The 24,917-nt window shown below is 64.0% G+C and carries 24 protein-coding genes; 13 read left to right on the top strand and 11 right to left on the bottom strand.

What is annotated here, in order from left to right:
- Positions 1-28 precede the first annotated feature (28 nt).
- Both trpB and AB4099_RS14820 read right to left on the bottom strand, forming a co-directional pair.
- Positions 29-1,246 (bottom strand): tryptophan synthase subunit beta, encoded by a 1,218-nt coding sequence (gene trpB, locus AB4099_RS14825; protein ID WP_113516894.1) that lies wholly within the window; start codon positions 1,244-1,246, stop codon positions 29-31.
- Entirely contained in the window at positions 1,243-1,929 is a 687-nt protein-coding gene (locus AB4099_RS14820) for a phosphoribosylanthranilate isomerase (RefSeq protein WP_441478749.1), read from the bottom strand. The genes trpB and AB4099_RS14820 overlap by 4 nt, the downstream gene beginning before the upstream one ends.
- A 151-nt stretch (positions 1,930-2,080) precedes the next feature.
- Between AB4099_RS14820 and AB4099_RS14815 the strand changes: the two genes are divergently transcribed.
- From AB4099_RS14815 to AB4099_RS14795, 5 genes are all read left to right on the top strand, one after another.
- Positions 2,081-3,385 (top strand): TAXI family TRAP transporter solute-binding subunit, encoded by a 1,305-nt coding sequence (locus AB4099_RS14815; protein ID WP_441478617.1) that lies wholly within the window; start codon positions 2,081-2,083, stop codon positions 3,383-3,385.
- 73 nt (positions 3,386-3,458) lie between these two features.
- Entirely contained in the window at positions 3,459-3,764 is a 306-nt protein-coding gene (locus AB4099_RS14810) for an autorepressor SdpR family transcription factor (protein ID WP_441478616.1), read from the top strand.
- Complete coding sequence (locus AB4099_RS14805) at positions 3,761-4,423, top strand: SdpI family protein (protein WP_441478615.1); 663 nt, start codon at positions 3,761-3,763, stop codon at positions 4,421-4,423. Before AB4099_RS14810 ends, AB4099_RS14805 begins: the two co-directional genes overlap by 4 nt.
- A 170-nt stretch (positions 4,424-4,593) precedes the next feature.
- Entirely contained in the window at positions 4,594-6,417 is a 1,824-nt protein-coding gene (gene typA, locus AB4099_RS14800) for a translational GTPase TypA (RefSeq protein ID WP_113516889.1), read from the top strand.
- 173 nt (positions 6,418-6,590) lie between these two features.
- Positions 6,591-7,529, top strand: a complete 939-nt coding sequence (locus AB4099_RS14795) for an aldo/keto reductase (protein WP_113516888.1) — start codon at positions 6,591-6,593, stop codon at positions 7,527-7,529.
- Positions 7,530-7,664: 135 nt separating this feature from the next.
- Here the strand turns inward: AB4099_RS14795 and AB4099_RS14790 are convergent, their stop codons facing one another.
- The gene (locus AB4099_RS14790) at positions 7,665-8,330 is read right to left on the bottom strand and encodes a nitroreductase family protein (RefSeq protein ID WP_441478614.1); all 666 of its coding nucleotides are present in this window, start codon (positions 8,328-8,330) and stop codon (positions 7,665-7,667) included.
- A gap of 95 nt (positions 8,331-8,425) precedes the next feature.
- Here AB4099_RS14790 and polA point away from each other — a divergent pair, with 95 nt between their 5' ends.
- From polA to AB4099_RS14765, 5 genes are all read left to right on the top strand, one after another.
- Positions 8,426-11,467 (top strand): DNA polymerase I, encoded by a 3,042-nt coding sequence (gene polA / locus AB4099_RS14785; RefSeq protein WP_113516886.1) that lies wholly within the window; start codon positions 8,426-8,428, stop codon positions 11,465-11,467.
- A gap of 88 nt (positions 11,468-11,555) precedes the next feature.
- Positions 11,556-12,701: an AI-2E family transporter gene (locus AB4099_RS14780; RefSeq protein WP_441478613.1), complete on the top strand. Its 1,146-nt coding sequence runs from the start codon at positions 11,556-11,558 to the stop codon at positions 12,699-12,701.
- Positions 12,702-12,803: 102 nt separating this feature from the next.
- Positions 12,804-13,166, top strand: a complete 363-nt coding sequence (locus AB4099_RS14775; RefSeq protein WP_113516884.1) for a glycine zipper domain-containing protein — start codon at positions 12,804-12,806, stop codon at positions 13,164-13,166.
- A 7-nt stretch (positions 13,167-13,173) separates the two neighbouring features.
- On the top strand, positions 13,174-13,596 hold the full coding sequence (locus AB4099_RS14770; protein WP_113516883.1) for a hypothetical protein: 423 nt from the start codon (positions 13,174-13,176) through the stop codon (positions 13,594-13,596).
- Between the two features lie 115 nt (positions 13,597-13,711).
- Positions 13,712-15,082 carry a sensor histidine kinase gene (locus AB4099_RS14765; protein WP_441478612.1) on the top strand — a complete coding sequence of 457 codons (1,371 nt, stop codon included), beginning with the start codon at positions 13,712-13,714 and terminating at the stop codon, positions 15,080-15,082.
- Positions 15,083-15,140: 58 nt separating this feature from the next.
- On the opposite strand, the gene AB4099_RS14760 is transcribed toward AB4099_RS14765, so the two are convergent.
- The 5 genes from AB4099_RS14760 to AB4099_RS14740 form a co-directional block, all read right to left on the bottom strand.
- Entirely contained in the window at positions 15,141-15,500 is a 360-nt protein-coding gene (locus tag AB4099_RS14760) for a response regulator (RefSeq protein WP_113516881.1), read from the bottom strand.
- 195 nt (positions 15,501-15,695) lie between these two features.
- The gene (locus AB4099_RS14755) at positions 15,696-16,673 is read right to left on the bottom strand and encodes a DUF992 domain-containing protein (RefSeq protein ID WP_441478611.1); all 978 of its coding nucleotides are present in this window, start codon (positions 16,671-16,673) and stop codon (positions 15,696-15,698) included.
- Positions 16,609-17,079: an extensin-like domain-containing protein gene (locus tag AB4099_RS14750; RefSeq protein WP_441478610.1), complete on the bottom strand. Its 471-nt coding sequence runs from the start codon at positions 17,077-17,079 to the stop codon at positions 16,609-16,611. The genes AB4099_RS14755 and AB4099_RS14750 overlap by 65 nt, the downstream gene beginning before the upstream one ends.
- 570 nt (positions 17,080-17,649) lie before the next feature.
- Positions 17,650-17,943, bottom strand: coding sequence for a hypothetical protein (locus AB4099_RS14745; RefSeq protein ID WP_441478609.1), 294 nt, complete (start codon positions 17,941-17,943; stop codon positions 17,650-17,652).
- A gap of 179 nt (positions 17,944-18,122) precedes the next feature.
- Positions 18,123-18,914 (bottom strand): response regulator, encoded by a 792-nt coding sequence (locus tag AB4099_RS14740; RefSeq protein WP_113516876.1) that lies wholly within the window; start codon positions 18,912-18,914, stop codon positions 18,123-18,125.
- Positions 18,915-19,154: 240 nt separating this feature from the next.
- On the opposite strand from AB4099_RS14740, the gene AB4099_RS14735 reads away from it, so the two are divergent.
- From AB4099_RS14735 to AB4099_RS14725, 3 genes are read left to right on the top strand one after another with little or no spacing between them, the layout of a single operon-like run.
- On the top strand, positions 19,155-19,373 hold the full coding sequence (locus tag AB4099_RS14735; RefSeq protein ID WP_162768292.1) for a NepR family anti-sigma factor: 219 nt from the start codon (positions 19,155-19,157) through the stop codon (positions 19,371-19,373).
- Positions 19,360-19,920, top strand: coding sequence for a sigma-70 family RNA polymerase sigma factor (locus tag AB4099_RS14730; protein ID WP_043234959.1), 561 nt, complete (start codon positions 19,360-19,362; stop codon positions 19,918-19,920). The genes AB4099_RS14735 and AB4099_RS14730 overlap by 14 nt, the downstream gene beginning before the upstream one ends.
- The gene (locus AB4099_RS14725; RefSeq protein ID WP_441478608.1) at positions 19,920-21,566 is read left to right on the top strand and encodes a sensor histidine kinase; all 1,647 of its coding nucleotides are present in this window, start codon (positions 19,920-19,922) and stop codon (positions 21,564-21,566) included. The genes AB4099_RS14730 and AB4099_RS14725 overlap by 1 nt, the downstream gene beginning before the upstream one ends.
- Before the next feature lie 6 nt (positions 21,567-21,572).
- Here AB4099_RS14725 and AB4099_RS14720 read toward each other — a convergent pair whose 3' ends face one another.
- The 3 genes from AB4099_RS14720 to AB4099_RS14710 all read right to left on the bottom strand — a co-directional run bounded on the left by AB4099_RS14720 (position 21,573) and on the right by AB4099_RS14710 (position 24,792).
- On the bottom strand, positions 21,573-22,454 hold the full coding sequence (locus AB4099_RS14720; RefSeq protein WP_441478607.1) for a transglutaminase family protein: 882 nt from the start codon (positions 22,452-22,454) through the stop codon (positions 21,573-21,575).
- Positions 22,455-22,617: 163 nt separating this feature from the next.
- A complete protein-coding gene (locus AB4099_RS14715; protein ID WP_441478606.1) occupies positions 22,618-22,896 on the bottom strand; it encodes a hypothetical protein in 279 nt (92 codons plus the stop codon).
- Positions 22,897-23,016: 120 nt separating this feature from the next.
- The gene (locus AB4099_RS14710; RefSeq protein ID WP_441478605.1) at positions 23,017-24,792 is read right to left on the bottom strand and encodes an ABC transporter ATP-binding protein/permease; all 1,776 of its coding nucleotides are present in this window, start codon (positions 24,790-24,792) and stop codon (positions 23,017-23,019) included.
- Positions 24,793-24,917 lie beyond the last annotated feature (125 nt).

Below are 24,917 nucleotides of genomic sequence, written 5' to 3'. Positions count from 1 at the left end.
TATCCTCAGGCTATCGGGTGGGCCGGCATCACCGTCCCGCCAGTATCTCCGCCACTTGCGGAATATCCTTGTCGCCACGGCCGGAGAGATTGACCACCATGAGGTGATCCCTCGGCTTTTGCGGCGCAAGCTCGGCTACACGAGCAAGCGCATGTGCCGATTCCAAGGCAGGAATGATGCCTTCGAGCTTGGAGATGAGCTGGAAGGCCTCCAGCGCCTCCTCGTCAGTGGCGGACAGGTATTTGACCCGGCCGACATCGTTGAGCCAGGAATGCTCAGGGCCGATGCCGGGATAGTCGAGACCAGCCGAGATCGAGTGCGCATCCTTGATCTGCCCGTCATCGTCCATCAGCAGATAGGTGCGGTTGCCGTGGAGCACGCCAGGGCGCCCCCCGGTGAGCGAAGCCGCGTGCAGGCCGCTCGGAATACCGTGTCCGGCCGCCTCGACGCCATAGATTTCGACCGTGGGATCGTCGAGGAACGGATGGAACAGCCCCATCGCGTTCGAACCGCCGCCGATGCAGGCGATCAGTGAGTCCGGCAGGCGCCCCTCGAGTTCCTGCATCTGCTCGCGCGTTTCCCTGCCGATGATCGACTGGAAGTCGCGAACCATGGCCGGATAGGGATGCGGGCCGGCCACCGTGCCGATGCAGTAGAAGGTCGTCGCGACATTGGTCACCCAGTCGCGCAGGGCCTCATTCATCGCATCCTTGAGCGTCTTGGTGCCGGATTCGACCGGTACCACCGTGGCGCCCAGCATCTGCATGCGAAAGACATTCGGCGCCTGACGGGCGACGTCGACCGCACCCATGTAGACGATGCATTCGAGGCCGTAGCGCGCGCAGAGCGTTGCGGTCGCAACGCCGTGCTGACCGGCGCCGGTCTCGGCGATGATGCGCTTCTTGCCCATGCGCCGCGCCAGCAGGATCTGACCGAGCACATTATTGACCTTGTGCGAGCCGGTGTGATTCAGCTCTTCACGCTTGAGATAGATCCTTGCGCCGCCGAAATGATCGGTCAGACGCTCGGCCAGATAGAGCGGCGAAGGCCGGCCGACATAATGCTTGAGGCCGCCAGCCATTTCGGCATGATAGGCGGGATCGGCCTTGGCCGCGTCATAGGCCTGCTCAAGTTCCAGGATCAGTGGCATCAACGTTTCGGCAACGAAACGACCGCCGAACATGCCGAAACGGCCGTTCTCGTCGGGCCCGGAACGATAAGTATTCGGATTGCGGGGCGCGTTCATGTCGGGCCTGCCTTCTTCAAATCCTGCGCCGCCTGACGCGCGGCGGCGATGAAATCCCTGATCCGGCCGATATCCTTGACGCCGGGGGCGCTTTCGACGCCGGACGACACATCGACGCCGGCAGGCCGGGCAATGCGGACGGCATCGGCAACATTCGCCGGATCGAGGCCGCCCGATAGCATGAAGCGCGAAGCCGGGTCGAGGCCGGAGAGTATCGTCCAGTCGAAGGGCCGGCCGTGGCCGCCGGGATAGGCGGCATCCTTCGGCGGCTTTGCATCGAGCAGGATGCGATCCGCGACGCCGACATAAGAGGACATGGCGGCGAGGTCGGACGCTGCAGCGACACCAAGCGCCTTCATCGCGCGAAGACCGGTCGCAGCCTTGAGCGCCAGCGCCTGCTCGGGCGTCTCGCTGCCATGCAGCTGAAGCCAGTCCGGCCTGAGCGCGTCCGCGAGTTCCTTTGCCCGCACCACATCGAAATCCACAATCAGGGCCACGATCTCGGCGCGGCCGCGGGCCATCTCGGCGAGGGCCACCGCGCGAGCCATATCGACGAAGCGCGGGCTCTTCGGGTGGAAGACCAGCCCGACCATGTCGGCCCCGGCGGCGAGTGCCGCCACCATCGTCTCCGGCGTTGAGAGACCGCAAATCTTGATCGTGAAGGCATCGGGGCTTTGCGACATTCCCCGGCAATAGGACATCTGCAGCGGGCCCGGCAACCTTCGTGTCCCCGGACGGTCAGGCCCTCTTGCGGCGCGCCCCACTTGCGACATGATCACAAGCGAAGCCAAGTGCGTCGCGGGGGCGACGGCAAACGGTCAGGATTGGTCCGGCATGGGGCGGCGCGGTTTCATGGCTCTGGCGGGCCTGCTGGCGATCTTCGGCATCGCCGCTTCGGCCTTCTACGTCCTGAACCAACCGCGTACGCTCAGACTCGCCGTCGGCCCGCTGGGATCGGAAGATGCGCGCATGGCCGCTGGTTTCGTGCAGGGTCTCAGCCGCGAAAAATCCTCGATCCGGCTGCGCTTGATCCTGACGGAGGGCTCCGAAGAGAGCGCCAAGCGCGTCGACAATGGCCAGGCCGATCTCGCCATCATCCGCCCTGATATCGCGCTGCCGGAGAATGCCGACACAGCCCTGATCACGCGCCGCACCTTTCCCTTCCTGATCACCAACAAGGAAACCGCGATCGGCCGTATCGCCGATCTGCGCGGCCACAGGGTCGGCGTGGTGCGCAATCCGGCAGGCAATATCGCGCTGCTGAAGCGTGTGCTGGCGCAGTACGAGGTCAAGCCGGAAGAAGTCGAGATCGTCGGGCTGAACTCCGAAGAAATCGTGCCGGCTGCGCGGGAACGCCGGATCGACGCCTTCTTTTCGATCAATGCCGTCGGCTCGCGCATCAACAATGATGGCCTGAGCAAACTCAAATCGGCCTGGGGCGACGACCCGGTGCTCATCCCGATCAGCGCAGCCGACGCGATCACCGCACGTCACAGATCGATCGAAACCGGAGAGATCGTGCGCGGAGCGCTCGGGGGAGATCCGCCACGCCCCTCGGAGAGCCTGACGACAATCTCCGTGACCTCGCGGCTGGTTGCCGCCCAAAGCCTAGACGACACCATCGTCGGGGATCTGGTCAAGGACCTGCTCGCGCTCAGACTGACGCTGGCGGCCGAGCTGCCCTCGATCCAGGGGCTGGAGACGCCCTCGACCGACAAGGACACACCTCTGCCGGTTCATCCCGGTGCGGCAGCCTTCATCGACGGCGAGCAGGAAACCTTCTTCGAGCGCTATGGCGACTGGTTCTATCTCGGAGTGATGGCGCTTTCGCTGCTGGGCACCGGCTTCGCCGGTCTGCTCAGCCATGACAGCGCACTGCGCCGGCGCAAGGCCATGGCGGGGCTCGATCGGCTTGTTGCGATGCTCTCCGCAATCCGCTCCGAGCAGGACGAGACCGCTCTCCAGGGTTTCGAGCGCACGGCCGACGCAATTCTCGCCGAAGTGCTCTCGAATTTTTCGAGCGGCGATGTGGATGCCAGCGGCCTCGCCGCCTATCGGCTGGCCATGGATCAGGTCGGGCGCGCCGTGGCCGAGCGCAGACAGACTCTGCTCGACGCCCAGGACGCGCCAGCGAAGTGATCGGGCGGTCGTGAGTGGGGGGACGGCGAACAGGGCACTTGCCTTTGATTTGGTAATTTCCTAAATAACAAAAATGAACCTGGTCTTCAAAGCGCTTTCCGACCCGACCCGCCGCGAAATCCTGCGGCTTCTGCGCGAACGGGACATGACGGCCGGAGAGATCGCCGCCCGTTTCAACCTCGCCAAACCCACCTTGTCCGGCCATTTCGCCGTCTTGCGCGAGGCGGACCTGATCCAGAGCGACAAGCTCGGCACCACCATCACCTACCGCCTGAACCTGTCCGTGCTCGAAGAGGCAATGTGCCTGTTCCTCGACCATTTCGGGCTCGCTCTCGAACCGAGGCCTCGCGCGGCCAAACCGAAGGACGCTCAATCATGATCCGCTCCACCATGACCCTGAGCCTTGCCGTCCTCGGCAGCATGCTGGTCGCTTCGACCTTTGCGTTGATGCACGTGTCGCCCGATGCCCGGATCGCCATTCATTTCGGGATCGATGGCCAGCCAGATGGCTTCGCCGGGCCTTGGGTGGCGTTCTTCAGCCTGCCCGCCATCGCGGCGGCCGTCACCGCACTGTTTGCTCTGCTTCCACGCCTGGAGCCCCGCGCCAGCAATCTTGTCCGCTCCGGCAAGGCCTATACCGCAACATGGAACGCCGCAGTGCTGATGCTTGCTGCGTGCCACGCGCTTCTGTTGGCCCACGCGCTCGGGTATGCGGCCGATGTTCCGCGCCTGGTGACCGCGATGCTCGGCCTCTTCCTTATCGCCACCGGCAATGTCGCAGCCAAGACCCGTTCGATGCTGCTATTTGGTGTCCGGACGCCGTGGACGCTTGCAGACGAACGGGTCTGGCAGAGGACCCACAGGCTCTATGGCTGGGGCTCCGTCTGCCTCGGCCTTGCGCTTGTCGGCCTCTCTCTTGGCGCCGCAGCGCCTCTCGTCCTGGCCACGGCGGCACTGCTCGGGCTTGCCATCCTGATGACCGGAACCTTGAGCTATTCCTATTGGGTCTGGCGGCAATTGCAGACCACCGCCCGCTGAGATTCACGCGTCAACGCTGCCCCTGTTGCCGGGCGGCTATCGATCAAGGTTGCCGAAACGCCCTCCAGCGTTTATGTGCAGCGCAACGAATTCCAGAACCCCATACGAAAGTGAACTGCGCCGGCCGGGCTTTCCGCGCCGGCTCGCGGTCCTGAAAAGGTACCCCACGCATGTCCATGCGCAATATCGCCATCATCGCCCACGTCGATCATGGCAAGACGACTCTGGTCGACAAGCTGCTCCAGCAGTCGGGTACCTATCGCGAAAACCAGCGCGTGATCGAGCGCGTGATGGATTCCAACGAGCTCGAGAAGGAACGCGGCATCACCATCCTGGCCAAGGCCACCTCGGTGGTCTGGAAGGATACGCGGATCAACATCGTCGACACTCCGGGCCACGCCGATTTCGGCGGCGAGGTCGAGCGCATCCTGAATATGGTCGACTCCGCCATCGTGCTGGTCGATGCGGCCGAAGGTCCGATGCCGCAGACCAAGTTCGTCGTCTCCAAGGCGCTGAAGCTCGGCCTGCGTCCGATCGTGGCGATCAACAAGGTCGATAAGCCAGACGCCCGCGTCCAGGAAGTCATCAACGAGGTCTTCGATCTCTTCGCCGCGCTCGACGCCAATGACGAGCAGCTCGATTTCCCGATCCTCTACGGTTCGGGCAAGCAGGGCTGGATGGCGCATGATCCGGCCGGTCCGCAGGACCAGGGCCTGGCCCCGATGTACGACCTGATCCTCAGCCATGTGCCCGAGCCGCGCATCGAGGAAGGTCCGTTCCGGATGCTCGGCACGCTGCTCGAGGCCAACCCCTATCTCGGCCGCATCATCACCGGCCGCGTCGTCTCCGGCACGGCCAAGCCGAACCAGACCATCAAGGTGCTGTCCGGCGACGGCTCCGTCGTCGAGACCGGCCGCATCAGCAAGATTCTGGCCTTCCGCGGCCTCGAGCGCACGCCGATCGAGGAAGCCATTCCCGGCGACATCGTCTCGATCGCCGGCCTGGTGAAGGGTTCTGTCGCCGACACCTTCTGCGACCCGTCGGTCGAGACCGCGATCAAGGCGCAGCCGATCGATCCGCCGACCGTGTCGATGACCTTCATGGTCAACGATTCCCCGCTGGCTGGTACCGAGGGCGACAAGGTCACAACCCGCGTCATCCGCGACCGGCTCCTGAAGGAAGCCGAGGGCAATGTCGCGCTCAAGGTCGAGGAAGCCGCCGACAAGGACAGCTACATCGTCTCCGGCCGCGGCGAATTGCAGCTTGCCATCCTGATCGAGCAGATGCGGCGCGAGGGCTTCGAGCTCGGCGTCTCGCGCCCCCGTGTTGTGCTGAAGCGCGGTGAGGACGGCCAGCTGCTCGAGCCGATCGAAGAGGTCGTGATCGACGTCGACGAGGAGCATTCCGGCGTCGTCGTGCAGAAGATGTCCGAGCGCAAGGCCGACATGCTGGAGATGCGGCCTTCGGGCGGCAACCGCCTGCGCCTGGTCTTCCATGCTCCGACCCGCGGCCTGATCGGCTACCAGGGCGAGCTGCTCACCGACACGCGCGGCACCGCCATCATGAACCGATTGTTTCATGCCTACCTGCCCTACAAGGGCGAGATCGGCGGGCGGCGCAATGGCGTGCTGATCGCGATGGAGACCGGCGAGGCCGTGGCCTATGCGCTCTGGAATCTCGAGGATCGCGGCCCGATGATGATCGAGCCCGGCTGGAAGGTTTATCAGGGCATGATCGTTGGCGAGCACACCCGCGAGAACGATCTCGAGGTGAACGTGCTCAAGGGCAAGAAGCTCACCAACATCCGCACCACCTCGAAGGACGAGGCCGTGCGCCTGACGCCGCCGATCCGGATGACGCTGGAGCGTTCGCTCGCCTGGATCGACGATGACGAGCTGGTCGAAGTGACGCCGAAGTCGATCCGCCTGCGCAAGGGCGTGCTCGACCCCAACGAGCGCAAGCGCTCGCAGAAGCAAAAGGAAGCGGTGGCGTAACGGCTACTGCAGGATGGCCGGGCCCCTCGCCCGGCCATTTTTCTTTGTGAACGACCCGACATTCGCGGGTATCCGCGAACCTGCGCCTCGCGCAGCCCGCGAATGACGATAGCGGCGATTGCCACGTCGCCTTGGCTCTGATCCTCTGCCGCCCTCTCTGGGAGGATCATATCATGCTTACCCGCAATCTCGGCCGTACCGGCCTGCGCGTTTCGCTCGTCGGCCTCGGCTGCAACAATTTCGGCGGCCGGATCGATCTCGAGGCGGCCCGCAAGGTCGTCGACAAGGCGATCGAGAGCGGCATCACCCTGTTCGACACCGCCGACATCTATGGCGCGCGCGGCGGCTCGGAGACGGCTCTCGGCGAACTCCTGGGCGCACGCCGCAAGGACATCGTGCTGGCGACCAAATTCGGCATGGACATGGACGCCGAGGGCATCAAGAAGGGCGGCTCGCGGCGCTATATCGTGGAGGCCGTCGAGGCTTCGCTGAAGCGGCTGAAGACGGACTGGATCGACCTCTACCAGATCCACCGGCCGGACCCGCTGACCCCCATCGAGGAAACGCTGCGCACGCTCGAGGACCTGATCCGGCAGGGCAAGGTGCGCTATATCGGCTGCTCGAACCTGCCGAGCTGGCAGGTCGCGGATGCCTACTGGACAGCGCGCAACCATGGCATCGAAGGCTTTGCCTCCTGCCAGGACGAGTACAGCCTGCTGGTGCGCGGCGCCGAAAAGGAGCTGATTCCGGCTGCCCGCCATTTTGGCATGGGACTTCTGCCGTATTTCCCGCTCGCGAACGGCCTGCTCACCGGCAAGTACAAGCGTAATCAGCCGATGCCGGACGGCGCGCGCATGACGCGTGAGGCCCAGCGCGCCAACGAGGTCCTGACCGAGGCGAACTGGCAGAAGACCGAGAAGCTCTCCGCCTTCTGCGAGAAGCACGGCAAGACGATGGTCGAGCTGGCCTTCTCCTGGCTGGCGGCTCAGCCGGTCGTCTCCAGCGTCATCGCGGGCGCCACCAGGCCCGAGCAGATCGAAGCCAATGTGAAGGCTGCAAGCTGGACGCTCAACGCCGATGAGCTGGCTGAGATCGACGCAATCACCGCGTAAGCCGGCGAGGCCCCTGAGCCCAGATAAGGTCCGTCATGGTCAGGTCCGCCCCGACCATGCGCGTCCTCGCCAGGCGAGGCTCGTCTTCAGGACCTCGATGCTCGCCGCAACGGCGAGCATCGAGGTCCGACGCCCTCAAAGGAAACTTGCGATCTCCTCCAGCGGCTTCTTGCCGATCGCGGGAACGACGCAATCCTCAGCGGGATAGCCGACGACGAGCAGGATCAGGGCCTTCTCGTTGTCCGGCCGCCCGCAGATCTCGTTCAGGAAATTCATCGGCGCCGGCGTATGGGTCAGGGTCGCGAGCCCGGCATCGTGCAGCACCGCAATCAGGAAGCCGGTCGCGATGCCGACCGATTCCGGCACGTAATAGTGCTTCACCTTGCGGCCCTGCGCATCATAACCCCAGCGTTGCGCAAAGATCGCGATCAGCCAGGGCGCCCTTTCGAGGAAGGGCTTATTGTCGTCGGTGCCGAGATGGGCAAGCGCACCGAGCCATTCCTCGCCGGCTCGACCGGCATAGAAGGCACGCTCCTCCTCTTCCGCCCCGTCACGGATCAGCTTCTTGCGCTCCGGATCGGAGATGCAGACGAAGGTCCATGGCTGTTGGTTCGCACCGGACGGAGCGGTTCCGGCGGCCCGAACCGCGGTCTCGATCAGTTCGCGCGGAACCGGCCGCTGCGAATAGTCGCGCACCGTGCGGCGCTTGCGCATGCGGGCAAGGAAGGCCTCCGCGCGCCCCTGCATCTGATCCTCGGGAACACCCTCGAAAACCAGAGGCATGGTGACGTAGGGACTCATGACGTGTCGCTCCTGACGAGTTTTGGCGCAGCTTGCTGCGAATCGCGCCCCGGATGCAATGGACCCGGCCGCGCCGCCCGCATAAGGTCCGCGCCATGAGCACGACCGCACCAGACCTCAAGCCCGGCGATCATCTCTTTCTCGTCGACGGCTCGAACTTCATCTTCCGCGCCTATTTCCAGTCGATCAATCAGGATCGAAAGTATCTTTCGCGCTCGGATGGGCTGCCCTCCGGCGCAGTCAGGCTGTTTGCGACCAAGCTCTTCCAGTTCGTGCGAGAAGGCGTACTCGGCGTGAAGCCGACCCACCTCGCCATCGTCTTCGACAAGACCGAGAACTCATTCCGCAAGGCGCTTTATCCGGCCTATAAGGGCAATCGCTCCGAGCCCCCGGCCGACCTGATTCCGCAGTTCCCGCTGATGCGCGAGGCGGTCCGTGCCTTCGGCCTGATTCCGGTGGAGCAGGATGTCTACGAGGCCGACGACCTGATCGCGACCTATGCCAGGCAGGCGCGCGAGGCTGGAGCCGACGTGCTGATCGTCTCGGCCGACAAGGACCTGATGCAACTCGTGCGACCGGGCGTCGCCATGTACGACCCTGCCTCCGGCGACGCATCGAAGGGCAAGGGCTTTCGCGCCGAGCGCAAGATCGGCGAGCCCGAGGTGGTCGAGTATTTCGGCGTGACGCCCGACAAGGTCGTCGATGTGCAGGCGCTTGCCGGCGACGCGACCGACAATGTGCCGGGCGCCCCCGGCATCGGCATCAAGACCGCCGCCCAGCTCATCGGCGAGTTCGGCGATCTGGAGACGCTGCTGGCGCGCGCCGGCGAGATCAAGCAGCCGAAGCGCCGGGAAACGCTGACCAACCCCGAGGTGGTCGAGAAGATCCGCATCTCGCACAAGCTCGTCACCCTGGTCGACGATGTCGCGGTCGAGACACCGCTTGCGGACCTGACCCTGAGCCCGCCCGATCCCGCCAGGCTCGTCGCCTTCCTCAAGGCGATGGAGTTCACCACCATCACCAAGCGCGTTGCCGAGGCCTACGAGGTCGATGTCGCAGCGGTCGACCCGGACCCGGCGCTCGCCCCCGGCGGATCGCGTGCAGCCGAGCTCAAGGCGCTCTACGCCGGCACGGACGTACTGGCCGGTGAGGCGATCGCCGCCACCGCCGGCGTGACAGTCGCTGCTCCGGGCTCGGCGCAGGCGCCCATTGCGGCAGCATCCGACAGAGATGGCTGGATGAAGCCGGCCGATCTCGTGGCGCAGCGGCGCGACGAGGTCGCGAAGCTGCCGATCGACCGCTCGACCTATGAATGCGTGCGCACGCTCGCCGATCTCCAGCGCTGGATCGCGTGGTCCTATGAGGCCGGCCAGGTCGCGCTCGATACCGAGACGAACTCGCTCGATGCAATGCAGGCCGATCTCGTCGGCATCTCGCTCGCCGTCGCGCCGGGCCGCGCCTGCTATGTCCCGTTGCAGCATCGCGGCGGTACCGACCTGTTCGGCGGCGGCATGCTGGAGGGTCAAATTCCCCTCACCGAGGCGGTCGCGGCACTGAAACCGCTGCTTGCCGATGCCGGCGTGCTGAAGATCGGTCAGAACCTGAAATACGACCTGCTCATCCTGCAGCGTCACGGGCTCACCGTGTCCCCGATCGAGGACACGATGCTGATCTCCTATGCGCTGGATGCCGGCAATAACAGCCACGGCATGGACAAGCTCTCGGAGCTGCATCTTGGCCACGAGACCATCCCCTATTCGCAGGTCGCGGGCACCGGCAAGGCACAGGTGACCTTCGACAAGATCGATCTGGAAAAGGCGACCGCCTATGCGGCGGAGGATGCCGACGTCACCTTGCGGCTCTGGCGCGCGCTGAAGCCCCGGCTGGCGGCCGAAAGCAAGACTACCGTCTATGAGACGCTCGAGCGGCCCCTGATCGCCGTTCTCGCGCGCATGGAAAGCCGCGGCATCGCCATCGACCGGCAGATCCTGTCGCGGCTCTCGGGCGACTTCGCGCAGGGGCTCGCGCGGCTCGAGGATGAGATCTACGAGATCGCCGGCGAGAAGTTCACGATCGGCAGTCCGAAGCAGCTCGGTGACATCCTGTTCGGCAAGATGGGACTCGCTGGCGCCAAGAAGACCGCGACCGGACAATGGGCGACGGGAGCCGGCGTGCTGGAAGATCTCGCAGAGCAGGGCCACCCGCTGCCGTCGAAGATCCTGGAATGGCGCCAGCTCGCCAAGCTGAAATCGACCTATACCGATTCACTGCCAGCCTATGTGAACGCGACCACCAACCGGGTGCACACCTCCTATGCCCTGGCCGCGACGACGACGGGGCGGCTCTCGTCCTCTGAGCCCAATCTCCAGAACATCCCGATCCGCACCGAGGCGGGCCGCAAGATCCGCACAGCCTTCATTCCGGAGAAGGGTCACAAACTGATCTCGGCCGACTACAGCCAGATCGAACTGCGCCTTCTCGCGCATATCGCGGACATACCGCAGCTCCGGCAGGCCTTTGCCGACGGTATCGACATCCACGCCATGACCGCGTCGGAAATGTTTGGCGTGCCGGTCGCGGGCATGCCGAGCGAGGTGCGCCGCCGTGCCAAGGCCATCAATTTCGGCATCATCTACGGGATCTCGGCCTTCGGGCTCGCCAATCAGCTCGGCATCGGGCGCGAGGAAGCGGGCGCCTATATCCGCAAGTATTTCGAGCGCTTCCCCGGCATCCGCGACTATATGGATCAGACCAAGACGGCTGTCAGGGCGAACGGCCATGTCACCACGATCTTCGGCAGAGTCTGCCATTTCCCGGCCGTCGCCTCGAAGAACCCGTCCGAGCGCGCCTTTGTCGAGCGGCAGGCGATCAACGCTCCGATCCAGGGCTCGGCTGCCGACATCATCCGCCGTGCCATGATCCGGATGGAGGGAGCGCTGACTGGGGCCAGGCTCGATGCCCGCATGCTGCTGCAGGTGCATGACGAACTCGTTTTCGAAGTGCCGGACGCCCAGGTCGAGGCGACGCTGCCGGTGATCACCAAGGTGATGGTCGAGGCACCGCACCCGGCGGTGCAGTTGCGGGTGCCGCTCCAGGTCGATGCACGCGCGGCCGGCAACTGGGACGAAGCACACTGAACGCGGGCAAGACCGGTCGGGAACCAGAGCGGCCGCACTGACGTTATCATTCCGTCGTGCCTCGGGGGCGCGCCGGGGGAAACGCACCATGCTCAGCACGTCGGCCTGGAGGCCTTTTCCGCGCTACATGGCTGAGCCTGAGGTCGTTGAGGAAGAGAGCGACAACACCGTCACGCCCTACGAGCATGACGTCATCCTGCGTTACGCCATCGTCGGCATCTTCGTGATCCTGGCCACCGCGGCACTCTCCATCACCAAGGTCATTGCCCTGCCTGTCACCGCGGGGGTGATCTTCGGCCTGGTGCTCGGCCCGGTCGTCGACTGGCTCGTCCGGCATGGGGTGCCGCAGCTCTTGGCTGCCTTCATCATGGTCCTTGTCGGCGTGGTGCTTCTGATCGGTTCTCTGACGGTGCTGGCGGTACCGATCGCAAGCTGGAGCGACCAGTTCCCGGCTATGCTGGCCGCGCTGCGCTCGAAACTGGCCGGCATCCTTGTCTTCATGGACGAATTCAAGAAGATGGCAGCCGGCCTCTCCGGCAAGAGCGGCGTGGAACTGAACGTCTCGCAAGGCAACCCGCTCTTCGATATCGCGCTCGGCTCCTCCACTGCCGCTGGCGGGCTGCTGATCTTCGTGGCGACGGTATATTTCTGGCTGGCGACCCGCCGAACGTTCAAGGCGCGCGTCCTCAGGCTCTGCCTCGGCCATGGCGCACGCCGGTCGGCGGGTTCCTTCTTCGAGGAAATCGAAGTGCGGGTCGCACGCTATTTCGGCCTCGTCACGCTGATCAATCTCGGCATGGGCCTGGCCGCGATGGCGATCGCCTGGCTCGCGGGACTTCCTTTCCCGGTGTTCTGGGGGGCACTCGCCTTCCTCCTCAACTATCTCGCCTTCATTGGCCCGATCATCGTCACGGTGATGTTGTTTGCCGGCGCCCTGCTCGATGCGCCTTCGCTCCTCAGTGCGGCCTGGCCGGCAGCTACCTATTTCACCCTCCATCTTCTCGAGGGGAACGCGATCACCCCGATCTTCGTTGGCCGCAAGCTGACGGTGTCGCCCTTCCTGGTCTTCATCGGCTTCATCTTCTGGCTCTGGCTCTGGGGGCCGGTCGGCGCGGTGCTCTCGACACCGATCCTCCTCGTTGCCATGGTGGCGCAAGAGGAGCTCGCGCGGTATCGCAAGACGCAGCTTGACGACGCTGGTGAGGAGACCAAACCGGCTTACCGACCGGGCTGATCACTGCGCCATTCGCGGAACCGGAGCGATGATGGCGCGTTACCACCATGACGCGCCGATTTCTCGACGGAACCGGCTTTCCAGACATAGGGAACGACAGACATGGCCAAGACCGCCACTTCCGCGAAGCGTCAGGCGGAGACCTCCGTCAAGAGCGCCGGGGACGAGATCGCAGCCGGCGCCGACGACATCGCCAAGCGCGCGGCGACCGCCGGGCGCCGCGTCCGCGGCGAAACCGAGAATGTCGAGGAGAGCCTGTCGCGCAGCGCCGAGGATCTTGCGGCAACGGTGAGCGACAAGCTCAAGGCCGTCGGGGTCGATACCGATAAGATGGTCGACGTCGCCAAGGAGCAGGCGACCGAATTGCAGCGCCTGATCGTCGCTGAAATTCAGGAGCGCCCGTTGCGCGCGCTTGGCGTGGCCGCAGCTGTCGGTCTGTTCGTCGGCTTCCTTTCGGCACGCTGAGACCATGATGGGGGGGCTGGGAGCACTTCTGGCGTCGGAAATCCGCGGCAGGGTGAAGCGCAATATCGTCGTCTACAGCCTGTACGGGTTGGCGGCTCTGCTGATGCTCTGCGCTGTCGGCTTCGCGCTCGGCGCCCTGCATGCGGTGCTGGAGCTGCATTACGGCAAAGTCCAGGCGAGCCTGATCATCGCTGGCGGACTGGTTATTGCCGGCCTGCTGGTCTTCGCGATCGCGGCCTTCATCAACAGCCGCCGCCGGCCGCCCCCGCCCTTCGCTGCAACCGCCCTGGCCGCCGCTCCGATCGCAGCCTCACTGCTGAGCTCTCGCAAGAAGTGGAGCACCGTGCTCGTCGGCGGCGTGGTGATCCTGGGCGCGATCCTCGGACGTCAGCTCTTCAAGGGGGATGGTGGCGCCGAGGGGGAGAGCTGAGGACCTCTCTGCGACGGCCGGTCGCGACGCCCTCCTAGGCTACGCCCCCCAGAGCATGGACGAATCCTGTCTTTTTACATAGGGATTGTGACTTCGGTCGGCTATCACGGTGCCCATGTCCGCCCAAGCAAGGCCGCAAGGCCCGATCTTTTTATCGCCATTGCCGACGCTGGCCCGGCGGCTGCGCTCCGCGACCACGACCATTGCTGCCATCACCGTCGTCGGCGTGGCGATCATCCTCGCCGCCTGGATCAATTCGCAAGCGATAGAAACCTCGCGCGAGGTGGCTCATTCGGTCGAGATTCGCGAACAGGCGGAGCGCCTTCTCGGGCACATGCGCGATGCTGAAACCGGGCAGCGCGGCTATCTGCTGACGGGTACGGCGGCCTACCTTGCCCCCTATACCTCGGGGCGCGCTGCCGCTCCGTCCGACCTTGAGGCGCTGGAGCGCCTGGTCGCCGACAACAAGCAGCAGAGTGAGCGAGTGGCCCTGGTGCGCGCCCAGATGGCCCGCAAATTCGAGGAACTCGAGGCATCGGTCGCGCTTGCACGCGAAGGCCGGCAGGCTGAAGCGCTGGCCCAAATTCGCGATGGGCATGGCATTGCGGCGATGGATGAGCTGCGTGGGACAATCCAGCAGATTCAGCTCGCCGAGAACATCAAGCTCGTTGCTTTGAGCAGCCGCGAGGAACGCCGCCGGCTCTGGGCCAGCGTCGGAATCGTGGTGGCGCTGGCGGGGCTCGCATTCGCGGCATGGCTGCAGGTCCGTACGCGCCAACGCCGCTCTGCAGCGCTCGCGATGACCAATGCGGAACTCGAACAGATCGTTGGTGAGCGCACGCAACAGCTCGAAGGGGAGCGATTGCGCATCGAGGCGCTGCTGCGCGACGTCAACCACCGGGTCGGCAATAACCTCGCCATGGTCTCCGCACTGCTCAACGTACAGAGCCGGCAGACGAGGGAACCAGCGGTCAAGACGGCCCTCGCCCAGGCGCAATCGCGCATCCAGGCGATCGCCGCCGGACAGCGCCGTTTGCGGCTCGACATCGAGACCGACGAGATCGACGCCCGCCCCTATATGGAAGACCTGCTGGATGAGATCGGCAAGGCGGCAGAGGGCCGACCGATCTCGATCGACCTCGATATGGATTCGATCCGCCTGCCCGGACGCGACGCAGTCTCCTTCGTGGTGATCGTCAACGAACTCGTCACCAACGCAATCAAACATGCTTTTCCCGGGAACATGACCGGCCGGGTCGTCATTCGCTTCGGCAGAGGTGATGACACCGAAGCCCCGACACTCGTTCTGACGATCGAAGATGACGGTGTCGGGATGCCGCCCCAGGCCGAAGCCAAGGGGTTGGGGCAAACGGTGATTGCGAGCCTGTTGCGCAGTATGCGGGCAACCATGGATGTCGCCGCCCGCGCCCCGGGCACAGAGCGCCCTGGAACACGGGTCACGCTGATATTCCCGAAGAGAGACTGAGCGCCGAGTGAACTGAGCCGGCCGCGGAAGCTGCCTTGGACGGAGCTGCAGGGCGCGGTCAGTTCGCCTTCAATGCCCGTGATACGAAGCTGGCGATCTCACGCGTCGAGAACGGCTTGCGCAGAAAGCGCACCTGGCGCAGCGCGTCCGGCACATCGCCCGGTGTCGCACCGGACACAAACGCGATCGGCGTCCCCTTGCTGAGCAAACTCTTGGCAACGTCGTATGTCTTGCCACCAACAACGTCGATGTCCAGCAACGCGCAGGAAACCGGCGAACCGATGGCGCGTCGAGCCTCCTCGACGGAACCGACAATGATGAGCTCGGCATCCTCCCCGAGCTTGTCCATCACGGCATACTCGATATCCATCGCGATGAACGGGTCGTCCTCGACGATAAGGATGCGGATCTGGCTCATCAATCCCGCGTCCTTTCTCGACCTGCCATGGAACTTTCGCCTATGTCCTAAAGAACGCGGCGAAGCATGGCGTTGTTCCGGCACGCGGGACGCACCGCGACGGGAAGCTCCAAATTGAGCTAAACATGCGGCAAGAAGGTTATCGAAGCGTAACCCTTTGCAGAAGCCTCTCCGTCTTGAGCACGTTGTGAGACGTCAGCGCCGCCCACGCGGCGACGAAGAAGACGACGGCGCGAGCGAAAGCTCGAGACCGGTAACACCGACAGCGACATTGAAGCCACGCTGGTATTGCAGCGCGCGAGGCTGCAGCATGACGTCCTTCTCGACGCCGCCGATGAGCATGTTCGTCGACCCCCCGGTTCCGGCCGAAGCGCTGGCACTCGCGCCGACATAGCTGCCCACCAAGGCTCCCAGAGGAGCTCGCGCATAAGGACCAAAGACGCGCCAGGCCATGCTGCTGCGCTTGAATGCCCCGACATCAAGCCCGAAACTGCGCACAACGCCCGAATAACGCTGCACCGGCCCGCGGCGCGGCGTGAAGCGGCACTCCATTGGCGTCTGCGATGTCACGATAAGGCTGAGCTTGCTGCCGACATGGCAACTCAGCCGACCTGCGGGAGCCCCGCTCTGTGCGTTTGCGGCCGTCGTTGAAAGAGCACTCAGGACGGCAACGCAGAACGCGGTTGCGGCGACAATTTTGGCAGGCCGATGGATCATGACGAATCTCCTGACAATATGGTTACCAAAAAATGCCGCAATAGCTCCACAGTTCCCGATCACTCTGGAACCTAGGCAGGAGCGTTGCGTTCCAATTCCGCCCCTGGACGGAAACGTAAGATGTTCACTCGTATTGGCCCTCCTCTGCAAGCGACGCTGATCCCGACAGGCAGCGAGCCGGACCGGCTCCCTCCCTTTTGGGAACTTGAGGATTTGATTGCGTCGGGGTTCGACCGGAGCACAGCGCTCGATATTCTTGCGCTCCGCCGCGCGCAGGCCGAGACCTGCCGCCTTCCGGTAGCTCTGTTTCGCCCGAGCGATCCTTGGCGGCACCCCCGTGTCGAGCGCGACGAAATCTCCGACCACGTCGCGTGAGCGACCCCGTACACTGTCACTGGCAGAAGCGGGACGCGGCTGAGCGGCGCGGCTGGATATCAACATGAAGATGATTGGCATGGGCCGTGTCAGAGCCAGGGCCTAGGCTCGTCGCGAAAGCCCCACAAGCCGATTGCCTCACCGACTTCAAGAATCGATCCTGAACCAATCCGGCCGGCTTCTCGACGACGACACGAGAACCGCCCGAACGCTCGTCGCCAACGACAAAGGCAAAGATATCGAGCGCCTGCCCTGTCGCATGCTCACTAACCGGGCCAGCCGTCGAGCGGTTGCGCCGACGACACTCATAGCCACCCCCGACCTGAAGACGTGAGAGTTCCCGCCCAAAATGCCCGCGGGCAAGGGGCTGGACGGTGTCATCAAGCCACTGCGAAACCGTCGTCGCCATGGCACAGCTGATCGTGACCGGCGGCGCGAAGACGACCACTCCCGGCCCGTCGCCCGCGCGGTAGGCAAGTGCCTCCACGACGACAGGCTCCTGCACCCGACAGGCCGGGTCCGTTGTCGGGTATTGCTTCGCGTCGGGCTGGCGAATGCGATTGCCCGCAATGGCTCCCAGTGACCGCATGCAGGCGCCTTCTCCCGGCGCAGTGGAGACGGGCGAATGTGATTCGATCGACTTCGCCGGCCGCTGCTCTGCGGGAGCCGGCACGGGCAGCGCAGGCGAAGGTGCAGCCAAATTCTGAGGGCGCGGTGGCGGCAAGCCGACTGGCGCAGGGCGCATCGCCGATCGCGCTCGTGGGGCCGCCTCGACCGTGGAAAGCGCGCCAAGGGAGACTATCGCGGCCACCGCGCCAATGCAGCACACCCGCACCATCGGCCTCATGCCCCTGGACGTCATCGCAGCATTCCCTCCTTCGTTCAGGGCCCCTCGTCTCGGTTTCAAAGGGGGCGAAAGTGGCGCATCGACGGAGGGATGGTCAGGGAGACCTACGCGCTGGTTTCCACGTAACTGCCAAATACATTGGGCGCGTCCGTCGCACTCGAAAGGCTACCGAGCAGCATCAATCTTGTCGTTCTCAGCGTTCTTCAATTTTCAGAACGCGCCTGGGACAACGCTTAGTATGTAAGACTTGTTCCCTTCAGCATACGTCTGTCCCGCACCTCCGAGTCGGAACTTTTGCAGCCGCAGAACCGTTGCTTCAACGATGCATGTTGATTTCTGAGGTTTCTCGATGTCCGGGTGGGCCGTGACATTCCTGGTCGCAGCGCTTGTTGCAGCAATGCTGGCTTTTGGCGGCGTGCCAGGGCTGGCGACGATGGCCGCAAGGATCGTTTTCTTCGCTTCGTTCGTGGCAGCAGTGGTCACCGGCCTGATTGCAATGTCCAAGGGGCGGCGGTCCTGAGCCGGCCACGCGCCAGGAGAGATGTCATGAAATGGATAGCGCCGATGATCGTCGCCTTGCCGTTTCCGGCACTTCTGATCGTCTATTTTCTGGGCTGGTAAGACGCACGAAAAGGGCCCGTTGCGCCACGGCGCCACGGGCCCGGTTGTCATACCGAACTCTATTAGGCGGCCTTGCGACCTGCGCGCCGATCAAAGAACAGCGCCTGACTGATGGCCGCCTTCACCGCTTCCGGCTGGAACGGCTTGGTAATCAGGAAGGCAGGTTCGGGTCGGTCCCCGGTCAGGAGGCGTTCCGGGTAGGCCGTGATGAAGATCACCGGGACGTCGATCGCACTCAGAATCTCATTGACGGCTTCGAGACCGGAACTGCCGTCAGCAAGCTGGATGTCGGCCAGCACCAGGCCCGGCCGCTTCTTCGCGACAGATGCGATCGCCTCGCGATGGGTCCGGGCGACGCCGGTCACGGTATGACCGAGCTCTTCGACCATCGTTTCGATATCGAGCGCGATGATCGGCTCGTCTTCGATGATCAGCACGTCAGTGGCGACCTGATCGGCAATTTCCTGCCCAGCGACCTGGACGAGATTTGCCACCTCCGCCGCGGAGACCTCCATGATCGCAGCGACCTCGTCGAGCGAAAAGCCCTCGACGGTGCGCAGCAGGAAAGCCTGCCTCGGACGCGGGGTCAGCGCGCTGAGATTGCGCTCGGCCGATGAGCGCTCCACACCACCCGACGACTGGTTGTTGATGCCGACCGAAGACCAGAGCTTCAGGAAGGTCCTGTACAGCCCGGTGCGGGCATCGACGTCGCGCGGAAAGGAATTCGGATCGACGACGAGCGCTTCGAGCATTTCAACGACATAGGCATCGCCACTCGCCTGAGTGCCGTTCAGAGCTCGCGCGAAGCGGCGCAGATAGGGCAGATGCGGGGCAATTTCCTTCGCAATCGACATTGATAGGTCCTTCTTCAACTTGCCGAAAGTGAGCACCCGCAACGTGTTTCTGACAAGCAATTTATTTTACGATTTGCCCGGAACTTTTCTGGAACTGGACCGTTATCTGGCAGCATACGTGTCAATGATATTCCCGGCGGATCATGATCGGCTGGGAATTGAAAGTCGGTTGAACAGGGCAATCCGGCCGCCCCTGCAGCAAGAGCGGAGCGGCGTCGGCGCGAGGGTATGATGAGTGGTATGAAGATCGAGATGCCAGAGCCGAACGGAGGCGACGAGACGGATTTCGAAGCCATTCTGGATCCCAGGGTTCAGGAATCGATTGGCCGTTCGCTGAAGGCCCATTACGACGATCTGATCAACGCACCCATCCCAGACAAATTCCTGGTTCTGCTGGCGCAGCTGGAAGCCAAGGAAAGCCGTTCATCCGCTGAGGAAGCAAGTGATGAGCGCCCCTGAGTTCAAGGACGGCCTGATCAAGGAAATCCCGAACCTGCGTGCCTTTGCAGCGTCGCTTTCGGGGTCGATGCAGCTCGCTGACGATCTGGTGCAAGATACTTTGCTCAAGGCCTGGGGCAATTCGGACAAGTTCGAACCAGGCACCAGCCTGCGCGCCTGGCTCTTTACCATCCTGCGCAACACCTACTACTCGCTCTATCGCAAGCGCGGTCGCGAGGTGCAGGATAGCGAAGGCACCTATGCCGAGCGCATGGCGGTGCATGGCAATCAAGAGAGCCATCTCGATCTCGCCGATTTCCGCAAGGCCTTGGCCAAGCTTCCGGAAGAGCAGCGAGAAGTGCTGATCATGGTCGGCGCGACAGGCCTTTCCTATGAGGAGGCTGCTGAAATCTGCGGCGTCGCGATTGGCACCATCAAGAGCCGCGTCAACAGGGCGCGCACCAAGCTTGCTGAGCTGCTGTCCATCAAAGGTCTCGATGATCTCGGGCCCGATCGTCAGAGCGCGGCGGCCGTTCACAGGACCAGCTCCGAACCCATCCGACCCTAATGCGACTGGCGCGGTTCAAGACCGTCCGCGGCAGGCTGCTTGCCCTGCTGGTCGCAATCGCATTGCCGATCGCCTGCTTGTCGGCGATCGCCGCGATCACGACTTATCGTACTGTCATCGCCTCAATTCAGACCTTCCAGATCCGCACGGCGGACGATTATGCCGTGCGAGCCCGCGTCTGGTATCGCGGTGCTCTGCGCTCGTTGCTGACGGCCGCCGCAGTCAAGGGCACGGCGGGCAATAGTGATTGCGATGCGGCAGCCCGGGAGATTCTGAGGCGGGTAACCGGCTTCAGCGCGTTGCACTTCAAGATGCGCAACGGCGAAATCTGCTCGGTCTCGCTCGCCCCCCAGATTACGCCAGCCAAACTTGCCGCGACCGCGGAGCGATTGAGCGCCCAACCACCGGTCCGCATCTGGGCGGGCACGGAACTGGCGAGCGTGCGCTATGATGACTTGACCCTCGACCAGCAGCGCTATCTCGCAGTCTATGCGCATAGCAATGACCCCGCACAGCCCGTTCAGGAATCTCTGCTGCTCGCCGACCCCGACCTTCTCAACAACGTCTTCGATCTCGGCGAGAGCGATGAGAACCTTGCGGTCGCACTGATCCATCGGGGCAGCGGAATCGTGACCAGCCGGGGCGCGGAGGAAGGCGACGAGTCCTGGCTGCCGGCTCAGGAAGTGGTGCCCGAGGTCAAGGTGCGCTGGGAGGCGGCAAGCAGGGCCGGCCCCAAGCGCGCCTATGCCGCGCGCATGGTCGCCGAGCCGGACCTCTATGTGATCGCGAGTTTCGACAACGCAGCCGAACGTGCGGCCCAGACGCAGTTCCTCATTCTGCTGCTGACCCCGCTCCTCACGCTCGCCTTGCTCTGCTTCGTCTACCTACGCGCGATCGACCGGCATTGCGTGCGCTGGCTGCGCGGCATCGAGGTCGCAGCCAGGACGCGTGCGAAATTGTCGAGTGCCCGGGCCCCGGTCGCGGAAGACATGCCGAGCGACATGCGCAGCGTGGCGGAGGCCTTCAACGCCATGGTCGAGGAGGAGGAGGTGCGACAACGCAAGCTCTCGAACGCCCTCGACGACAATCGCTTCCTGGTTCGCGAGCTGCATCACCGGGTGAAGAACAGCCTCCAGGTCGTGCAGAGCTATATCGGGCTGACCAAGCGCGATTCCCGCGGCGAAGCCAGGCTTGCGCTCGCCGACGCCGAATGTCGCGTCCACGTCCTCTCCGCAGCTTATCGCTTCACACTCGCCGACGGTGAAATGCAGCCTGTCCGCGTCGATCTGTTCCTCGACGACGTCATGACGATGATCTCGAACCTCATCCGCCGTCGGGACCAGGGCCTGGTGAGCCGGATCGAGACGATGTCATCCCTTTCCGTCGACCGGATCATTCCGCTCGGATTCCTGATCGTCGATGTGGTGGGGCGCGCCTTGCGGCATGGCCCCGGCCTCACGGTGACCGTCACAGCAGCCGATATCGATCCAGAGAACATCGAGATCAGCATCGCGGCGGATCGCGAAATCGACCATGCCGAACCACCCAAGCTCTTTGCCGGTCTGCTGACACAGATCGCCGCGACCGAGGTCTCCGCGCCGGGCGGGCGCTCACTGGGCTCGTGGCGTATCGTGCATCGTGACTGAGGCTGCTCAGCAGGAGCTCGTCTCGACGGGTTCGATGCTGACCCCAACGTTCAAGCCGAGAAAGGCGCCGGCGAGCCCGGTATAGCTGCCGGAGACTGGCGAGGCGTCCTCCGGAACGCGGGCGACAGCGATACGCAGCAATTGGCGATCGGCCACGAGATCATTGGTCGGATCGAACTCGACCCAGCCGTCGAAGGGGATGAAGACATCAGCCCAGGCATGCGTCAAGCCGACCGGTGAGACGAGGCCTCCGCTTTCCAGGGTGCGCTCGTGAATATAGCCGGTCACAAAACGGGCGGCGAAGCCTAGGCGGCGCGCCAGCTCGATGAAGAGCCACGCATAGTCGCGGCAGGAGCCGCAGCCCAGCTGAAGCGTGTCGAGTGGGTGTTGCGTGCCTTCGTCATAGCGAATGGCGTAGGTCAGGGTGTCATTGATGGCATGGGCGAGATCCCGCAAGAGGTGCCCGGTGCCGGCGCCGCTCCGCGCGCGAAAGCTAAGAAGCCATTGGTCGAGAGCACCATCCGGATCCGCACTTGCCAGAGCCAGATAGGGCTGTAGCGCCGCGCGTTCGGAGGGAGTGTAGACAACCCCCGTCATAGCCGCGTCCGACGCGAGCACCGGGCTTGGAAGAGCCGGTCCGAAGCGCTCGACCACCAGTTCGCTGACGATGTCGAGGCTATCGGCCAGCCCCTCGAAGCTCGCGATGGCAACCGAGTTACCATAGGCATCATGCATCCAGCGCAACTGCGCCGCCGGCGTGATGCTGAGCGCGGTTTCCACGACCCGCAGATCGAAACTGTCCCGCGGCCTCAGCATCAGGCGATGCGGTCCGAACTCAACCGGTTGGGCGTAGCAATAGGTCGTCGCATGACGGATACGCAGCTGCACAAAAACCCTCCAGGGCCAAAGCGATGCGCCTCACGGCAGTCAGTGCGACCACAGACAAAGCAAGCCGCCCGAAGGCGGCTTCACGCCTGACAAGCGCGCGCGGAGCGCCCGTCGCACCGCGACCGAGCGCCCCTGCTTCCGCTTCCCCGCAGAATGCTCCGGCTCAACGAACAACGCTGGCGACCGGCCCGACCACGCGAGCCTCCTGAGAGGTTGCGATGGCGCGCTTGGTCCTATCGGCGACCCTCTGGGCGGGATCCACCGATGCGAGCTGGGTATCTGTCGGGAAGTTGTTTCGAATCTTGGCCTCCGCGACGGAGGTCGAACTCTGATCGGTCGTGCTCTGGAGAGCCGAGCCGAAGGTCAGCGTGGCCACCACCGCGCCCATGATTCCAAAGAAGGCGAAGGCGCGTTTGATGGGGGCAAGGCTGTCATTCAACATCTGTCTCTCCCTACGCCACGACCGGTCACCATTGACCGGCTTACGTCGAAGAGAACGCGACGCCGCCCGTTCGGTTCCCGTTGTGGGGGTGGCGGCAATCACGAAACCGGGAGCGGCGGCTCAAACCACCTCGTCCTCGTTGGCGGGCTGACGGCTGCGAAACAGCCGCCAAAGCGACTTGCCGATCCGGCGCGAGCTCAGATGCGCGCCGGCGAGACGCTTCTCCAGGGTGATCTTGCGGTCGTGGAAATCCTCGAGCCCCGGACGGTGACCGACACTGATGACCGTCGCGTGTGCGAGTTCGCCCTCGAACAGTCCAAGAAGCGAGTTCTGGCTGTCCTCATCAAGGGCCGAGGTCGCTTCGTCCATGATGATGATATCGGGCTTCTGGATCAGCAATCGCACGAAGGCGACACGCTGACGCTCGCCGCCGGACAGGACGCGATCCCAATTGTCCTCCTCGTTGAGGCGCTTGGCCATATAGGCCAGGCCGCAGCGCCGAAGGGCGGCAATGATGGTCTCGTCGCTGACGGGGATATCGGAATCGGGATAGAGGAGGACCGTCCTGAAATCGCCGAGGGGCAAGTAGGGCTTCTGCGGCACGAAGGCGATGCTCTTGCCGCGAGGCACCTGGATCGAGCCTGAACCCCATGGCCAGAGGCCGGCCAGCGACCGGATCAGCGTGCTCTTGCCGGAACCGCTCTCGCCCACAATCAGGACCTTCTCGCCGAGTTCGATCACAACCGTCGCGTCTGCGATGACGACGCGCCCATTGCTGTGCGCGAGTGAGAGCTCCTTGATATGAATCGCGCCGTCATTGCTCTCACCGAGCGAGATCTGGGTCTCGCCGACCATGATCGTGCCGACATCGAGCGCTTCAAGCTCTTCGACAAGCTCGTCGACGCGGGTGACGGAGGCAAACCACTCGGCCAGCCTGACGAAATTGTCGACGAACCAGATCAGCGCGGCCTGAACGGCGCTGAACGCGGCGACGACCTGCATCACGGCGCCGAGCGTAACCTCGCCGGAGAGATATTTCGGCGCGATCAGCAGCAGCGGCACGATCGGAAACAAGGCTCCATTGGTATTCAGCACCAATGCGATCACGCCTTGCTGACGAATGACGCGAAGCCAGGCGGCCAGGACGCGGCCATAGTTCTCGCCAACCGATGCGCGCTCGTCGGCATCGCCCTTGATCAGGGCGATGCTCTCGGCATTCTCACGCAATCGCGTCATTTCTGCGCGGAACTGGGCCTCGGCTTCGTTCTTGGCCGCAATGCGAGCGACGAGCGGTCGCCCGGTGAGATAGGCCGCCAGCGACGCGACCGCCGCATAGACGATCGCGGCCAGCGCCATGTAGCTAGGGATCACGACCGGCACCCCACCGAGCGTGAAGTGAGCTGAGCCTGCGACCTGCCAGAGGATGGCGGCAAAGGTCGCGGCCGTCACCGCAGCGCTGATCAAGCCGATCGCGAATTCGGCAAGCGGCTCGATCGCCAGCCGGACATCATCTGCGATCCGGTATTCGGGTGCCGTCTGTCTCTTGGTGAGAAAGCCGAGCCGATAATAGCGCTGATCGGCGATCCACCAGCCGGCAAGGCGCCTGGTGAGGTCCTCCCGCCATCGCGCCTGGAGCAGCATGCGGCTGATCACAAGGGCGGAGAGCGACAGGCTGAATGCGACGACGAGCGCCGGCAGCCAGGCGATCACCGACCAGACGGCGCCGGTATCGCGCTTTTCCAGCGCGTCGAAGAAGAACCGGTTCCAGCTATTGATGCCGACGGCGGTCGCCGTCTGCGCAGCGACGAAAACCAGCACCGCTATCGTCAGAACCCAGGCGCGCACCCGGGTCTCACCGCTCCAGAACCGCAGCGCGATGCGGAAAAACTGCCGCATGCGCGACCGCCTGGATGGTTGCGGCGTCTCAGCCATGGCCTTGCAACTCCCGCCCGAGATGTCGTTGACCGGAGCATCATCGCGAGGTGTCGCAATCATAACCCGGAGGCTGGAGATCGGCACGC

It is taken from the genome of Allobosea sp. 2KB_26, from assembly GCF_052115715.1.
Classification (GTDB): Bacteria; Pseudomonadota; Alphaproteobacteria; order Rhizobiales; family Beijerinckiaceae; genus Allobosea.
This window is presented reverse-complemented; position numbering and strand designations above follow the sequence as displayed.

Bases quoted from the DNA above. Each gene is read 5' to 3' on its own strand.
- trpB (WP_113516894.1), bottom strand. From the start codon at position 1,246: ATGAACGCGCCCCGCAATCCGAATACTTATCGTTCCGGGCCCGACGAG.
- AB4099_RS14820 (WP_441478749.1), bottom strand. From the start codon at position 1,929: ATGTCGCAAAGCCCCGATGCCTTCACGATCAAGATTTGCGGTCTCTCA.
- AB4099_RS14815 (WP_441478617.1), top strand. From the start codon at position 2,081: ATGGGGCGGCGCGGTTTCATGGCTCTGGCGGGCCTGCTGGCGATCTTC.
- AB4099_RS14810 (WP_441478616.1), top strand. From the start codon at position 3,459: ATGAACCTGGTCTTCAAAGCGCTTTCCGACCCGACCCGCCGCGAAATC.
- AB4099_RS14805 (WP_441478615.1), top strand. From the start codon at position 3,761: ATGATCCGCTCCACCATGACCCTGAGCCTTGCCGTCCTCGGCAGCATG.
- typA (WP_113516889.1), top strand. From the start codon at position 4,594: ATGTCCATGCGCAATATCGCCATCATCGCCCACGTCGATCATGGCAAG.
- AB4099_RS14795 (WP_113516888.1), top strand. From the start codon at position 6,591: ATGCTTACCCGCAATCTCGGCCGTACCGGCCTGCGCGTTTCGCTCGTC.
- AB4099_RS14790 (WP_441478614.1), bottom strand. From the start codon at position 8,330: ATGAGTCCCTACGTCACCATGCCTCTGGTTTTCGAGGGTGTTCCCGAG.
- polA (WP_113516886.1), top strand. From the start codon at position 8,426: ATGAGCACGACCGCACCAGACCTCAAGCCCGGCGATCATCTCTTTCTC.
- AB4099_RS14780 (WP_441478613.1), top strand. From the start codon at position 11,556: ATGCTCAGCACGTCGGCCTGGAGGCCTTTTCCGCGCTACATGGCTGAG.
- AB4099_RS14775 (WP_113516884.1), top strand. From the start codon at position 12,804: ATGGCCAAGACCGCCACTTCCGCGAAGCGTCAGGCGGAGACCTCCGTC.
- AB4099_RS14770 (WP_113516883.1), top strand. From the start codon at position 13,174: ATGGGGGGGCTGGGAGCACTTCTGGCGTCGGAAATCCGCGGCAGGGTG.
- AB4099_RS14765 (WP_441478612.1), top strand. From the start codon at position 13,712: ATGTCCGCCCAAGCAAGGCCGCAAGGCCCGATCTTTTTATCGCCATTG.
- AB4099_RS14760 (WP_113516881.1), bottom strand. From the start codon at position 15,500: ATGAGCCAGATCCGCATCCTTATCGTCGAGGACGACCCGTTCATCGCG.
- AB4099_RS14755 (WP_441478611.1), bottom strand. From the start codon at position 16,673: ATGCCAATCATCTTCATGTTGATATCCAGCCGCGCCGCTCAGCCGCGT.
- AB4099_RS14740 (WP_113516876.1), bottom strand. From the start codon at position 18,914: ATGTCGATTGCGAAGGAAATTGCCCCGCATCTGCCCTATCTGCGCCGC.
- AB4099_RS14735 (WP_162768292.1), top strand. From the start codon at position 19,155: ATGAAGATCGAGATGCCAGAGCCGAACGGAGGCGACGAGACGGATTTC.
- AB4099_RS14730 (WP_043234959.1), top strand. From the start codon at position 19,360: ATGAGCGCCCCTGAGTTCAAGGACGGCCTGATCAAGGAAATCCCGAAC.
- AB4099_RS14725 (WP_441478608.1), top strand. From the start codon at position 19,920: ATGCGACTGGCGCGGTTCAAGACCGTCCGCGGCAGGCTGCTTGCCCTG.
- AB4099_RS14715 (WP_441478606.1), bottom strand. From the start codon at position 22,896: ATGTTGAATGACAGCCTTGCCCCCATCAAACGCGCCTTCGCCTTCTTT.
- AB4099_RS14710 (WP_441478605.1), bottom strand. From the start codon at position 24,792: ATGCGGCAGTTTTTCCGCATCGCGCTGCGGTTCTGGAGCGGTGAGACC.